Source organism: Ferribacterium limneticum, assembly GCF_020510585.1.
GTDB lineage: Bacteria > Pseudomonadota > Gammaproteobacteria > Burkholderiales > Rhodocyclaceae > Azonexus.
Genome location: NZ_CP075190.1, coordinates 1917058 through 1930171 on the forward strand (window position 1 = coordinate 1917058; position 13114 = coordinate 1930171).

The 13114-nt window shown below is 57.1% G+C and carries 12 protein-coding genes and 2 tRNA genes; 11 read left to right on the forward strand and 3 right to left on the reverse strand.

Annotation, left to right across the window (positions count from 1 at the left end):
- Window positions 1–25: 25 nt before the first annotated feature.
- From scpB to pnp, 9 genes are all read left to right on the forward strand, one after another.
- Entirely contained in the window at window positions 26–511 is a 486-nt protein-coding gene (scpB, locus tag KI613_RS09435; protein ID WP_264181535.1) for an SMC-Scp complex subunit ScpB, read from the forward strand.
- Window positions 498–1523: a 23S rRNA pseudouridine(2605) synthase RluB gene (gene rluB, locus KI613_RS09440; protein ID WP_226405247.1), complete on the forward strand. Its 1026-nt coding sequence runs from the start codon at window positions 498–500 to the stop codon at window positions 1521–1523. The genes scpB and rluB overlap by 14 nt, the downstream gene beginning before the upstream one ends.
- A gap of 118 nt (window positions 1524–1641) precedes the next feature.
- Window positions 1642–2082 (forward strand): ribosome maturation factor RimP, encoded by a 441-nt coding sequence (gene rimP, locus KI613_RS09445; RefSeq protein ID WP_226405248.1) that lies wholly within the window; start codon window positions 1642–1644, stop codon window positions 2080–2082.
- 21 nt (window positions 2083–2103) lie between these two features.
- Complete coding sequence (nusA, locus tag KI613_RS09450; RefSeq protein ID WP_226405249.1) at window positions 2104–3576, forward strand: transcription termination factor NusA; 1473 nt, start codon at window positions 2104–2106, stop codon at window positions 3574–3576.
- Window positions 3577–3593: 17 nt separating this feature from the next.
- Window positions 3594–6305 (forward strand): translation initiation factor IF-2, encoded by a 2712-nt coding sequence (gene infB, locus KI613_RS09455; protein WP_226405250.1) that lies wholly within the window; start codon window positions 3594–3596, stop codon window positions 6303–6305.
- Window positions 6305–6676 carry a 30S ribosome-binding factor RbfA gene (gene rbfA / locus KI613_RS09460; RefSeq protein ID WP_226405251.1) on the forward strand — a complete coding sequence of 124 codons (372 nt, stop codon included), beginning with the start codon at window positions 6305–6307 and terminating at the stop codon, window positions 6674–6676. Before infB ends, rbfA begins: the two co-directional genes overlap by 1 nt.
- 7 nt (window positions 6677–6683) lie before the next feature.
- Window positions 6684–7583: a tRNA pseudouridine(55) synthase TruB gene (gene truB / locus KI613_RS09465; RefSeq protein ID WP_226405252.1), complete on the forward strand. Its 900-nt coding sequence runs from the start codon at window positions 6684–6686 to the stop codon at window positions 7581–7583.
- 102 nt (window positions 7584–7685) lie between these two features.
- A complete protein-coding gene (rpsO, locus tag KI613_RS09470) occupies window positions 7686–7955 on the forward strand; it encodes a 30S ribosomal protein S15 (protein ID WP_226405253.1) in 270 nt (89 codons plus the stop codon).
- A gap of 134 nt (window positions 7956–8089) precedes the next feature.
- A complete protein-coding gene (pnp, locus tag KI613_RS09475; protein WP_226405254.1) occupies window positions 8090–10231 on the forward strand; it encodes a polyribonucleotide nucleotidyltransferase in 2142 nt (713 codons plus the stop codon).
- Between the two features lie 97 nt (window positions 10232–10328).
- Here pnp and dksA read toward each other — a convergent pair whose 3' ends face one another.
- Window positions 10329–10754, reverse strand: a complete 426-nt coding sequence (dksA, locus tag KI613_RS09480) for an RNA polymerase-binding protein DksA (RefSeq protein ID WP_226405255.1) — start codon at window positions 10752–10754, stop codon at window positions 10329–10331.
- A gap of 139 nt (window positions 10755–10893) precedes the next feature.
- On the opposite strand from dksA, the gene KI613_RS09485 reads away from it, so the two are divergent.
- Window positions 10894–10970: transfer RNA gene (locus tag KI613_RS09485), tRNA-Pro, on the forward strand.
- Between the two features lie 21 nt (window positions 10971–10991).
- A tRNA-Arg gene (locus KI613_RS09490) sits at window positions 10992–11068 on the forward strand.
- A 46-nt stretch (window positions 11069–11114) separates the two neighbouring features.
- On the opposite strand, the gene KI613_RS09495 is transcribed toward KI613_RS09490, so the two are convergent.
- Window positions 11115–12092: a nucleotidyltransferase domain-containing protein gene (locus tag KI613_RS09495; protein WP_404826994.1), complete on the reverse strand. Its 978-nt coding sequence runs from the start codon at window positions 12090–12092 to the stop codon at window positions 11115–11117.
- Window positions 12093–12202: 110 nt separating this feature from the next.
- Entirely contained in the window at window positions 12203–13051 is an 849-nt protein-coding gene (locus tag KI613_RS09500) for an HprK-related kinase A (RefSeq protein ID WP_264181506.1), read from the reverse strand.
- Window positions 13052–13114: the final 63 nt, after the last annotated feature.

Consider the following 13114-nt stretch of genomic DNA (forward strand, 5'->3'; position numbering starts at 1 on the left):
AGCCCTGCTCGCCGCCCGCGAGCCGATGTCGCCGAGCGAAATGAAAAAGATGTTCGACGAGGATCTGTCGACCGATACCTTGCGCAAGCTGCTCGACGAGTTGCGCGAGGAATGGGCCGAACGGCCGGTCGAGCTGATCCAGCTCGCCTCCGGTTGGCGCTTCCGGACGCGGCCCGAATATCTGCCGTATTTGGAACGCCTGAACCCGGAACGGCCGCCGAAATACTCGCGCGCCGTCCTTGAAACCTTGGCCATCATCGCTTATCGCCAGCCGGTGACGCGTGGCGATATCGAGGAAATCCGCGGCGTTGCAGTCAATACCAACGTCGTCAAAACCCTGGAAGAGCGCGGCTGGATCGACGTTGTCGGCCATCGCGAAACGCCAGGCCGGCCGGCCCTGTTTGCCACCACCAAACAATTTCTCGATGATCTGGGACTGAGAAGCGTCAGCGAACTGCCGCCGCTCGAACAAATCGCCCAGACACTGGAGCTGAACTATGAAAACCAATAAACGCACGCCACTTCGTTCCGCCAGCAAGCCGGGCGGATTTCAAAAAAGGCCGGAAATTCCGGTTGACCGTAACAATCCGGCCCCGCGCGGCCGCACCTCCCGCAATGCACGCGATGAGGCGCCCGAGGCCGAAGAAGTGGTCGAGGCGCCCAAGCCGCGCCGTCGCGCCGCGCTGCCGGCAACCGGCCGGGCCAGTCGTGGCAACATAGCCCGCAACGGCAAGGCCGTAGTCGAAGCCAAGCCCGAGCGTCTGCAGAAGATTCTGGCCCAGGCCGGCGTCGGTTCGCGCCGCGAAATGGAAGAATGGATTTCGGCCGGTAAGGTCACCGTCAATGGTGTTGTGGCGACCATCGGCCAGTCCGTCGTGCCGACCGACAAGGTCAAGATCGGCGGCCGGTTGATCAACATCCGCTTCACCGGCAGCACCCGTCCGCCGCGCGTCCTGATGTATCACAAGCCGGAAGGCGAAATTGTCTCGCGTGACGACCCGGATGGCCGTCCGTCGGTGTTCGCCGCGCTGCCCCGCATGCGCGGCGGTCGCTGGATCAATGTCGGCCGTCTTGACTTCAATACCTCAGGTTTGCTCATCTTCACGACCTCCGGCGATCTGGCCAACAAGCTGATGCACCCGAGTTCGGAGCTGGTTCGTGAATACGCCGTGCGCGTGCTCGGCGAACTGACGCTCGAAGCGCAGCAGCAATTGCTGCATGGCGTCGAACTCGAGGATGGCCGGGCCAATTTCGGGACGTTGCACGACGGCGGTGGCGAAGGTGCCAACCACTGGTATCGCGTCACTATCTTTGAAGGTCGCAACCGCGAAGTGCGTCGCATGTTCGAGGCAGTTGGCGTTACGGTCAGCCGACTGATCCGTGTCCGCTACGGCCCGTTCGTGCTGCCGCCGCAACTGAAACGTGGCATGGCGCGCGAGCTCAAAGAGGTGGAAATCAAAATGCTGCTGCGCGACCTCGAAAACAACTCACCAGCGTCCCGAAAGGGCCATGAAAGCACGTAAATCGATTTACCAGGAGGAATAAATCCGTTATAATTCACGGGTTTGTTCCTCCCGTCGTTTTTGGCGGGGCATCTTTTTTTCATGAGGTGGGCGTTTCGCCCATTTTTTATTTGTGGCTATGGATTTAAACGCACTGCTGGAAACGACGGTTGTCGGTCTGGGTTATGAACTCGTTGATGTCGAGATGTCGCCGCGTGGCCGAACGATTCGTGTCTTCATTGACGCGCCGGGTCGTGCTACCGGGATTGATGTCGAAGATTGCGCCAAGGTCTCCAATCAGCTGAGCCGTGTTTTCGAAGTGGAGAATTTTGATTTCGACCGCCTCGAGATTTCTTCGCCAGGCCTCGACCGCGTGGTCAAGAAGGCCGAGGATTTCGAACGCTTTGCCGGTCAGGAGATTCAGATCAAACTGCGTATTCCGCACGGCGGTCGCCGGAACTTCCAGGGCGAACTGCTGGGCTGCAAGGATGGCAAGGTCGGTCTGCGCCTTGCCAAAGATGATGTGGAACTGGAATTCAATAATATCGAGAAGGCACGTCTGGTGCCTCGTTTCGACTGAAGGACTAGGAGGTTTTAGCCCATGAGCCGTGAAATATTGCTGCTGGTTGATGCACTCGCCCGCGAAAAGAATGTCGCCAAGGAAATCGTTTTTGGCGCCCTTGAGCTGGCCCTTGCGTCGGCTACCAAGAAGCGCATCAACGACGAGGCCGAAGTGCGCGTGTCGATCGACCGCAATACGGGCAGCTACGAGTCCTTCCGTCGCTGGCAGGTTGTGCCGGACAACGAATACGTCAACGAATACGTAGAAATTCCGCTGTCGGAAGCCCAGAAGGACGATCCGGAAATCGAATCCGGCGACACGCTTGAAGAAGGTCTCGAGCCGATCGATTTCGGTCGCATCGGTGCTCAGGCAGCCAAGCAGGTCATCCTGCAAAAAATTCGTGATGCCGAGCGTGAGCAGATCCTGTCCGATTTCCTCGACCGCAAGGAACATGTCGTTTCCGGCACCATCAAGCGCATGGAGCGTGGCAACGCCATTGTCGAAGCCGGCAAGATCGAAGCCCTGCTGCCGCGCGACCAGATGATCCCCAAGGAAAATCTGCGCATCGGCGATCGCATTCGCGCCTATCTGCTACGCATTGACCGAAATGCCCGCGGCCCGCAGATCATCCTGTCGCGTACCGCACCGGAATTCGTCATCAAGCTGTTCGACATGGAAGTGCCGGAAATCTCCGATGGCCTCATGGAATTGAAGGCCTGTGCCCGCGACCCCGGTCTGCGTGCCAAGATCGCCGTCAAGTCGAACGACCCGCGCGTTGATCCGATCGGCACCTGCGTCGGTCTGCGCGGTTCCCGCGTTACTGCCGTGCGTAACGAAATTGGCGGCGAGAACATCGACATCGTGCTGTGGTCGGCTGATCCGGCCCAGTTCGTGATTGGCGCCCTGTCGCCGGCCGAGGTTTCTTCCATCGTTGTTGATGAGGAAAAGCACGCCATGGACGTGGTTGTTGACGAAGACAACCTGGCTATCGCCATCGGTCGCAACGGTCAGAACGTTCGTCTGGCTTCCGAACTGACCGGCTGGACCATCAATCTGATGACCCAGGACGAGTCGGCCAAGCGGTCCGAAGCTGAATACGCAGTGACCCGCGTCACCTTCATGGAAAAGCTGGATATCGACGAAGAACTGGCTGACCTGCTGATCGAGGAAGGCTTCTCGTCGCTCGAAGAAGTAGCTTACGTGCCGCTCGCCGAGATGCTGGAAATCGACGGGCTGGACGAGGGGATCGTCAATGAACTCCGCAACCGTGCCCGCAACGTTTTGCTGACGGAAGCGATTGCGACCGAAGAAAAGCTGGAAAATGTTTCCGAGGACCTGATGGGTCTCGAGGGAATGAGCAAGGAATTGGCCGCGAAACTGGCAGGTCACGACGTCAAGACCCGCGATGATCTCGCGGAGCTGGCGGTAGATGAATTGACGGAAATGACCGGCATCGACGACGAGCGTGCCAAGGGACTCATTCTGACGGCACGGGCTCACTGGTTCGAGTGAGCAGGAGGTAGCAAAGTATGTCCGCAACAACAGTTTCACAATTTGCCGTTGAACTCAAAATGCCAGTCACGGCCCTGCTCGAGCAATTGAGCAAGGCAGGTGTGGGCAAGGAGGGTGCCAACGATGCGCTGAACGATCAAGACAAGGCCAAGTTGCTTGATTACCTGCGCCGCGCGCATGGTGACGAGTCGAAGACCAAGATTACGCTGACTCGCAAGCAGACTTCCGAAATCAAGGCGACAGACTCCCATGGTCGCGCCCGTACCGTTCAGGTTGAGGTGCGCAAGAAGCGCGTTCTGATGAAACGCGAAGTCGGCGAGCATGTGCCGGAGGCAGAACTCGAAGGGCTCGAACTTGAGCCCGAGATGCCCGAGGTCGAATTGGCCCCGGAACCGGAGCCTATTCCGGAACCGGTGGTTGAGGTCATCCCGGAGCCGGTGGTTGAAGTGCCGGTCGAGGTGAAGGTTGAAGCGCCGGTCGAGCCGGTAGTCGAACCCGTTGTCGAGAAGCCGGGTCCGGTTATTCTGGACCGTGCCGCGATTATCGGCGAGAAGGAACTCAAGGCCCGTGAGGTCGAGTCTCGTCGCTACACGACGCTACGCGAAATCCAGGAGCGCGAACTGCGCGAGAAGCAGGCGCGTGAAGCTGAACTGATCCGCATGCGTCAGCAGGCAGAAATTGCTGCTGCCGCCGCCAAGGTTGCCGAGCAGGCCAAGCAGCAGGTTGCTGCCGCCGCCAAGGCTGGCGAAGGTGCCGCTCCGGCTGCTGACAAGGGTACCCTGCACAAGAAGCCGGATGCTCCGGGCAAGAAGGGCGACAAGGGTCGCGTGGCCGATGATGGCAAGAAAAAGGGCGGCCTGAAGACGCGTGGCTCCGATGGTGGTTCCGGTTGGAAGGACAACCGTCACGGCCACAAGAAGTCGCACAAGGGTGACGATGGTCAGGGCAGCTTCCAGGCGCCGACCGAACAGGTCATTCGTGAAGTGCATATTCCTGAAACTATTTCCGTCACCGATCTGGCGCACAAGATGGCCATCAAGGCCATCGAGATCATCAAGGTCATGATGAAGATGGGTTCGATGGTTACCATCAACCAGGTGCTGGACCAGGAAACGGCGATGATTGTTGTCGAGGAAATGGGCCACAAGGCGTTTGCCGCCAAGCTGGACGATCCGGATGCCTTCCTCGAAGAGTCTGCCGATCACAAGGATGTGCCGCTTGAGCCGCGTGCTCCGGTGGTGACCGTCATGGGTCACGTCGACCACGGCAAGACCTCGCTGCTCGACTACATTCGCCGTGCCAAGGTAGCGGCGGGCGAAGCCGGCGGCATTACCCAGCACATTGGTGCTTACCACGTCGAAACCGACCGTGGCATGGTTACCTTCCTCGATACCCCGGGTCACGAAGCCTTTACAGCCATGCGAGCCCGCGGTGCCAAGGCAACCGATATCGTTATTTTGGTCGTCGCAGCTGACGACGGCGTCATGCCGCAAACCAAGGAAGCGATTCACCACGCCAAGGCGGCCGGTGTGCCGCTGGTCGTCGCGATCAACAAGATGGACAAGCCGGATGCCAATCCGGACCGCGTCAAGCAGGAACTGGTCGCCGAAGGCGTCATTCCTGAAGAGTACGGTGGTGATTCGCCGTTCGTCTCGGTCTCGGCCAAGAAGGGTACCGGTATTGACGAATTGCTCGAGCAGGTTCTGCTCCAGGCTGAAGTGCTGGAACTGACGGCGCAGAAGAATGCGCCGGCCAAGGGCCTGATCATCGAAGCACGTCTCGACAAGGGTCGTGGTGCGGTGGCAACGATGCTGGTTCAGTCCGGTACCTTGAAGCGCGGTGATGTTGTGCTGGCCGGTCAGGTCTTCGGTCGCGTTCGTGCCATGCTCGACGAGAACGGCAAGCCGATCAACGAAGCGGGCCCGTCGATCCCGGTCGAAATCCTCGGCCTGTCCGATGTGCCGGCCGCTGGCGAAGAGGCCATTGTGCTCACCGACGAAAAGAAGGCGCGTGAAATCGCCTTGTTCCGTCAGGGCAAGTTCCGCGACGTCAAGCTGGCCAAGCAACAGGCGGCCAAGCTCGAAAACATGTTCCAGCAGATGGAAGAGGGCGAGATCAAGACTCTGCCCCTTATCGTCAAGGCCGACGTGCAAGGTTCGCAGGAAGCTCTGGTGCAGACACTGGCCAAGCTGTCGAACGAGGAAGTCCGTGTTCAGATCATCCACGGTGCCGTTGGCGCGATCAGCGAATCCGACGTCAATCTGGCGCAAGCTTCCGGTGCGGTCATCATCGGCTTCAATATTCGTGCCGATGCCGGTTCGCGCAAGCTGGCCGAAACCTTCGGTGTCGATATCCGTTACTACAACGTGATTTACGACGCGGTGGACGAGGTCAAGGCTGCTTTGTCCGGCATGTTGTCGCCGGAGAAGCGCGAACAGATCACCGGCATGGTCGAAATTCGCCAAGTCTTCCAGGTTTCCAAGGTTGGTGCCATCGCCGGCTGTTACGTGCTGGAAGGCTTCGTCAAGCGCAATTCCCGCGTCCGTCTGCTGCGCAACCACGTTGTTCAGTGGGATGGCGAACTCGACTCGCTCAAGCGCTTCAAGGACGACGTCAAGGAAGTTCGTTCCAACTTCGAATGCGGTCTGTCGCTGCGCGGCAATAACGACATCCAGGTTGGCGACCAGCTGGAAGCTTACGAAATTCAGGAAGTGGCACGCTCGCTGTAATGAAGAAAAAAGGATTTCAGCGTAGTGACCGGGTCGCGGAGCAGGTGCGCCGCGACCTTGCCGATCTGATTCGGACTGAATTGAAGGATCCGCGCGTCGGCATGATCAGCCTGACAGCTGTCGAACTGACGCCGGATTACGCCCATGCCAAGGTGTTCTTTGCGACGCTTAATTCCGAGCATCTCGAAGAGATCGAACGTGGCCTGAAGCGGGCTTCCGGTTTCCTCCGGCGCGAATTGGGTCGTCGTATCCATATCCATACCTTGCCGGAGTTGCATTTTGTCTACGACAACTCCATTGAGCACGGCGCCAGCATGTCGCTATTGATCGATCAGGCCAATGCACTGAGCGATCTGACGCCGGAAGAATAAGCACACGATGCAAGTCAAGAAGACCTGGAAACAGGTCGATGGTGTGCTGTTGCTCGACAAACCCATCGGACTCACCTCGAACGACGCGCTGCAAAAGGCGCGTCGCTTGTTCTCGGCGGCCAAGGGCGGTCATACCGGCACGCTTGACCCGTTAGCTACTGGCTTGCTGCCGCTCTGTTTTGGCGAGGCGACGAAATTCTCGGCCGATTTGCTTGATGCCGATAAGACCTACGAGGCAGTCATCAAACTTGGCGTGACCACCGATTCCGGCGACGCCGAAGGCAAGGTGACGGCAACTTCCACGGTCAACACGGAAAAAGCGGCAATTTTGAAATTGCTGCCGCAATTCACCGGCGATATCCAGCAGATTCCGCCGATGCATTCGGCTCTGAAGCGTGATGGTCGGCCACTGTATGAACTGGCCCGTCAAGGGATAGAAGTCGAGCGTGAGGCGAGGGCGGTGACGATTTACGCCATTGATCTGCTCGACTTTGCTGGTGACGCGCTGACGCTGCGCGTGGCGTGCAGCAAGGGTACCTACATCCGCGTCCTGGCGGCTGACATCGGTGCGGCGCTCGGTTGTGGCGCGCACCTGTCAGCCCTGCGCCGGACCCGGGTTGGCGATCTCGATCTGGATGGTGCCGTAACCTTGGCCGAGCTTGAAGGCCTTGACGAAGCAGGGCGTATGACACGCCTGAAGCCGGTCGATGCCCTGTTGCACACTTTGCCCATCCTGACTGTCGAAGGCGAGGCCGCACAGCGTTTCAGTCACGGCAATCCCGTTGATTTGCCGGTCGGCCTGAGTGGCAAGATCCGCGTTTATGAGAATGGCAAGCTGATCGGTATCGGCGAACCGGGCTCCGGGGATCGTTTGTGGCCAAAACGGCTAGTTCAACTCGCTGATTAGCTGATATAATCCGACGCTTTCCGTCGCCAACGGAAAATTTTATCCACTGGCGCTTGCTCTATCAAACCGGGGCGGCGTCGTTATCATGAAAGAGAGTTTGAAATGGCATTCACTACTGAAGTCAAAGCCGGCGTCGTCGCCGATTTCCAGCGCGCCAAGGGCGATACCGGTTCTCCGGAAGTCCAGGTCGCCTTGCTGACCGCCCGCATCAACGATCTGACCCCGCACTTCAAAGAGCACAAGAAGGATCACCACTCCCGTCGTGGTCTGCTGCGCATGGTCAATCAGCGTCGCAAGCTGCTGGATTACCTCAAGGGCAAGAACATCGATGCCTACCGTACCCTGATTACCCGCCTCGGTCTGCGCAAGTAAGCCAGATCGACGCCACGAAAGAGCGGCCCGGTTTATCCCGGCCGCTTTTTTCTTTTTTTGCAGTGCTGTTTGTAGTTGTCTATTGTAAGTTGTTGATAAATCGTTGTTTATTGTGTTGAGAGTGAAAGGAAAATATGTTTAATGTCGTGAAAAAAACATTCGCCTATGGTGCCCATCAAGTCACCATCGAAACCGGTGAAGTTGCCCGCCAGGCTGGCGGCGCCGTCCTCGTTTCCATGGAAGAGACTGTGGTTCTGGTCACCGTTGTGGCCGCCAAGAGTGCCAAGCCGGGCCAGGATTTCTTCCCGCTGACCGTTGATTACCAGGAAAAGACCTACGCTGCCGGCCGTATCCCCGGTGGCTTCTTCAAGCGCGAAGGCCGTCCTTCCGAAAAGGAAACGCTGACCTGCCGCCTGATCGATCGTCCGATCCGCCCGCTGTTCCCGGAAGGCTTCTACAACGAAGTCCAGGTCATCGCTACCGTAATGTCGCTGAACCCGGAAGTTGATTCCGATATCCCGGCCCTGATCGGCGCTTCCGCCGCCCTGGCTATTTCCGGCGTGCCGTTCAACGGCCCGATCGGCGCTGCCCGCGTCGGTTACATCGACGGTCAATACGTCCTGTGCCCGACCCTCAGCCAGCTCAAGGGCAGCCAGCTGGACCTCGTCGTCGCCGGTACCGAAGCTGCCGTGTTGATGGTTGAGTCGGAAGCTGACCAGCTGTCCGAAGAAGTCATGCTCGGCGCTGTCGTTTTCGGCCACACCGAAATGCAGAAGGCGATCAACGCCATCAACGAACTGGTTGAAGAAGCCGGCAAGCCGGAATGGGAATGGGAAGCCGCGCCGAAGGACGAAGCGCTGGTTGCCAGCCTTTCCGCTCTGGTCGCCGCCAAGCTTGAAGAAGCCTACAGCATCACCGTCAAGCAAACGCGCAGCCAGGCCGTCAAGGTCATCCGTGCTGAAGCCATTGCTGCCCTGTGCCAGGGCGAGGGTGCTCCGGACGAAAATACCGTCGGCAACCTGTTCCACGAAATCGAAGCCGGCATCGTTCGCGGCCGCATCCTCTCCGGTGCCCCGCGTATCGATGGTCGCGACACGCGCACCGTGCGTCCGATCACCATGCGTTCCGGCGTCCTGCCGCGCACCCATGGCTCGGCCCTGTTCACCCGTGGCGAAACGCAGGCGCTGGCTGTTGCCACGCTCGGTACCAACCGTGACGAGCAGATCATCGACGCGCTGGCTGGTGAATACCGCGACCGCTTCATGCTGCATTACAACATGCCCCCGTACGCTACCGGCGAATGTGGTCGTGTCGGTACGCCGAAGCGTCGCGAAATCGGTCACGGCCGTCTGGCCAAGCGCGCACTGCTTGCCGTGCTGCCGAAGCCGGAAGATTTCTCCTACTCGATGCGTCTGGTTTCGGAAATTACCGAATCCAACGGTTCGTCCTCGATGGCTTCCGTTTGTGGCGGCTGTCTGGCCCTTCTGGACGCCGGTGTGCCGCTCAAGGCGCACGTTGCAGGTATCGCCATGGGTCTGATCAAGGACGGCAACCGTTTCGCCGTTCTGACCGACATTCTGGGTGACGAGGATCACCTTGGCGACATGGACTTCAAGGTCGCCGGTTCGACCAGCGGTATTACCGCGCTGCAGATGGACATCAAGATCCAGGGCATCACCAAGGAGATCATGCAGGTCGCACTGGCACAAGCCAAGGAAGCCCGCATCCACATCCTGAACCTGATGCAGGAAGCTGCCGCTGGCCCGCGTGAAGAAATGTCGGCCTATGCACCGCGTCTGTACACCTTCAAGATCAATCCGGAAAAGATCCGTGACGTCATCGGCAAGGGCGGCGCAGTTATCCGCGCCCTGACCGAAGAAACCGGCACCACGATCGACATTCAGGACGACGGCACGATTACCATTGCCTCCAGCAGCGGTGAGGCGGCTGCCGCAGCGCGCGCCCGGATCGATGCGATCACGGCTGAAGTCGAGATCGGCAAGATCTACGAAGGCACCGTGCTCAAGATTCTTGATTTCGGTGCAATCGTTTCCGTGTTGCCGGGCAAGGATGGTCTGCTGCACATCTCCCAGATCGCCCAGGAGCGCGTCAACAAGGTCGAAGACTACGTCAAGGAAGGCCAGATCGTTCGCGTCAAGGTTCTCGAAACCGATGACCGTGGTCGCGTCAAGCTGTCGATGAAGGCTGCGGCTTCTGAAGAAGGCACTGCGGCTGCTCAGCCGATTGCCAACGAAGCTGCTCAAGAGCAGCAATAAGCTTCAGCCTAGGCTGAACGTACAAAGGGCGCCTCGCGGCGCCCTTTGTTTTTTTGGCATTATTTCCGGTTGACAGTAGCAATGCCAAAAAGACGAATTACTTCGCCATCTGTTTTTCCTTGAGTTCATCCAGGGTCTTGCAATCGATGCACAGCGTTGCCGTAGGGCGGGCTTCCAGGCGCTTGATGCCGATCTCGACACCACACTTGTTGCAGAAGCCATAATCGCCACTTTCGATGCTGGCGAGCGTCTCATCGATCTTCTTGATCAGCTTGCGTTCGCGGTCACGGTTGCGCAATTCGATCGCCATGTCGGTTTCCTGGCTGGCCCGATCGTTCGGGTCAGCAAACACCGTTGCTTCGTCCTGCATGGTATGAACCGTGCGGTCGATATCCTCGCCCAACTCCTTTTTGAGCGTCTCGAGAATTTTGCGGAAATGCGTCAGTTGCTTCGCGCTCATGTAGTCCTCGCCGGTTTTCGGCTGGTACGGAGCGAAGTGTTTGTGGAGCAGTTCTTCTGCCATGTTCTGGTGCGCCCTAGTGACGAAAAAAGCGATTAAATATCATGAAGACAGCCTGTGGGCAAGGATTCTTTCTTGCAGAAAGATAGGCTCTTGATCTGGTGCGGTTTTCCGGAGGGTGATAGAATGCCGTCTTTCGTGTCGGGGCGTAGCGCAGCCTGGTAGCGCATCTGCTTTGGGAGCAGAGGGTCGTGAGTTCGAATCCCACCGCCCCGACCAATTTCTCTAGATTCACCCTCGGTGCCCGTAGCTCAACTGGATAGAGCAGCTGCCTTCTAAGCAGCAGGTCGGGGGTTCGAGTCCCTCCGGGCACACCACGATATACATCCCCAATTTATGTATTTTCGACCGTATGGCTGCCAATTACCGCTCCTCTTTGGCGAAGAGCATTTTGCGTGTCAGATGCGGTATCAGCAAATACATTGGCATGCGTAGATAATGGGATCGGACGAATATCAAGAATTTGGCCAGCGACGTAGCCAGAGTTTGGTGCTTCCCTTCATTCAATATTGCACCAATTGCAGACGTCAAAAGATAGACGACGACGTGAGTTGCTGCACCATTTAAGTTCCCGGCAGTTTTACTTGCTTGCACCGCGTTGTCTGGTATTGAAGTTTGAAGAAATATCCTGCAACACTGGAGCGCGTAATATAGGGGACGGCTCAGGTCCAACTCCACCGCTCGTTGAGTTAGTTGTATCCAGAATTCGTCGTCTTTGGCGAATTGGGTGAGGAGGCTATCGATGTCGACGAGATCGCGTAGCCCGTGCTCCACTTCGCCATCGTGAAAAAGATGAGCGGCGCTGTGAAGAATCATGTCTGCTGGGGCTAGTGCAAATACCCCCTCTTTTGTTCTGGATGCTAGTGCTTTGTCCCATAATTGGGTTACATCAGGTTTCAATGCGGCTGTTGGAGGAAGTATCGTGTGATGAACATCGAGCGATGTACCTCGCTTCAGATGATGTAGCGGAGGTAGTTCGTGCATCCATGTCCGATAGTATCGCTGGTCGTAGGCGTTCAGCTTTCCAGGAAACCATCCGTTTTCGATGAGGGTGCGCTCTGCATCGATGATATGAGCTTGTGGCACCATGATATCCACATCGGACATCACTCGGCCTACTCCCGCTTCATAGCCCATCACGATGTAGGCACCACCCTTTAGAACGATAAAGGGAATGTTTCTCGGCTTAAGGGCGCGGTGAATTTGCGTGATCTCCCAGAGCACGTTGCGACGCTGGCTTTCCGCAACCCTCAGGGCGCTTTCGATATGAGGCCTTACTTTTTCTGGTAGTGAGTTTTGCTGGTTATGTTGGCATACAAGATGAGCGACTCGCGAAAGCAAGTGCCCTCGTCGGGCGGCGCATATTAGTTGGCTCCAATCACATAGAGAAAGGGATTCAATGGTGGTTCGTGGATTTTGTAGGAATTGGATTAGAGGATGACGCTTTGGGCTCATGGCTGCACATCGCAAAATAACTTTTCCAATGCAGCAATGGCGTCATCTAATCTTGAGTAGCTGAGGGAGCGGCCAAAGCTTCGGTCTGCAACGTTTGTGAGGCAGTGAAATCCATCAACCCCAAGAACGGGGTAATTGAAACAGTTTTCCGCCAGCTTCATCATTGTCTCGCCCTTGCTGATTGGCTCAAAGTTCAATTCCGAGTTGGGCTGGTAGTGTGGAAAGACCACGGCAAATGGGCTGGCAGTGATCTGGCTTGCATCTATGCTGGTTCTGGGGGGGCGCATATGGGCAACATTACCCTTGGCTGTGTCGCCGATGGTTGCACCAAAAACAACTTCATTTCCAAATTTCTGGATGATTTCGATAGAGTTGTTCTTTAATCCGATTGGCCTTGGAAAAGGGTGGATTTCATTTGTTTCCAGTGAAATCAACGTCATCTCGTCGGATAGAAGACGCCATCCTTCACACACCAAAGCTGCGCACAGCGTACTTTTACCGCTGCCGGGTGTTCCTGGAAGAATGAGTCCCTTGCCATCTTTTTCGACGATTGCTGAGTGAATTATTGCGAACTGGTGACAATGGTTGGCGATAACCCAATTCAGCCCCCATTCGAACATGGCGAATGCTTGACCAATTGGTAGTGGTCTAAACGGGAAGAAACCGTTGCAGGCAAAATTGACCTGCGGGCGAATCAGTCGCCGAGATAGAGATGGGGCATTTATACTGATTTGAAAATCTGTAAATCCATCCTCGGCGCCGAGTGGATAGTCTGCGTATAGCAGCGAAAGTCCATCAGTGAGTTGTGGGAGCGAGGAGTGTATGGAGATTTCGAAACTGGCCAAGGATAGGCGCAATCCATTCGAACCAAGTCGTCGTCTGATCTCGCTAGTTGAAAGCGATGAAAG

Bases quoted from the DNA above. Each gene is read 5' to 3' on its own strand.
- scpB (WP_264181535.1), top strand. From the start codon at position 26: ATGTCGCCGAGCGAAATGAAAAAGATGTTCGACGAGGATCTGTCGACC.
- rluB (WP_226405247.1), top strand. From the start codon at position 498: ATGAAAACCAATAAACGCACGCCACTTCGTTCCGCCAGCAAGCCGGGC.
- rimP (WP_226405248.1), top strand. From the start codon at position 1,642: ATGGATTTAAACGCACTGCTGGAAACGACGGTTGTCGGTCTGGGTTAT.
- nusA (WP_226405249.1), top strand. From the start codon at position 2,104: ATGAGCCGTGAAATATTGCTGCTGGTTGATGCACTCGCCCGCGAAAAG.
- infB (WP_226405250.1), top strand. From the start codon at position 3,594: ATGTCCGCAACAACAGTTTCACAATTTGCCGTTGAACTCAAAATGCCA.
- rbfA (WP_226405251.1), top strand. From the start codon at position 6,305: ATGAAGAAAAAAGGATTTCAGCGTAGTGACCGGGTCGCGGAGCAGGTG.
- truB (WP_226405252.1), top strand. From the start codon at position 6,684: ATGCAAGTCAAGAAGACCTGGAAACAGGTCGATGGTGTGCTGTTGCTC.
- rpsO (WP_226405253.1), top strand. From the start codon at position 7,686: ATGGCATTCACTACTGAAGTCAAAGCCGGCGTCGTCGCCGATTTCCAG.
- pnp (WP_226405254.1), top strand. From the start codon at position 8,090: ATGTTTAATGTCGTGAAAAAAACATTCGCCTATGGTGCCCATCAAGTC.
- dksA (WP_226405255.1), bottom strand. From the start codon at position 10,754: ATGGCAGAAGAACTGCTCCACAAACACTTCGCTCCGTACCAGCCGAAA.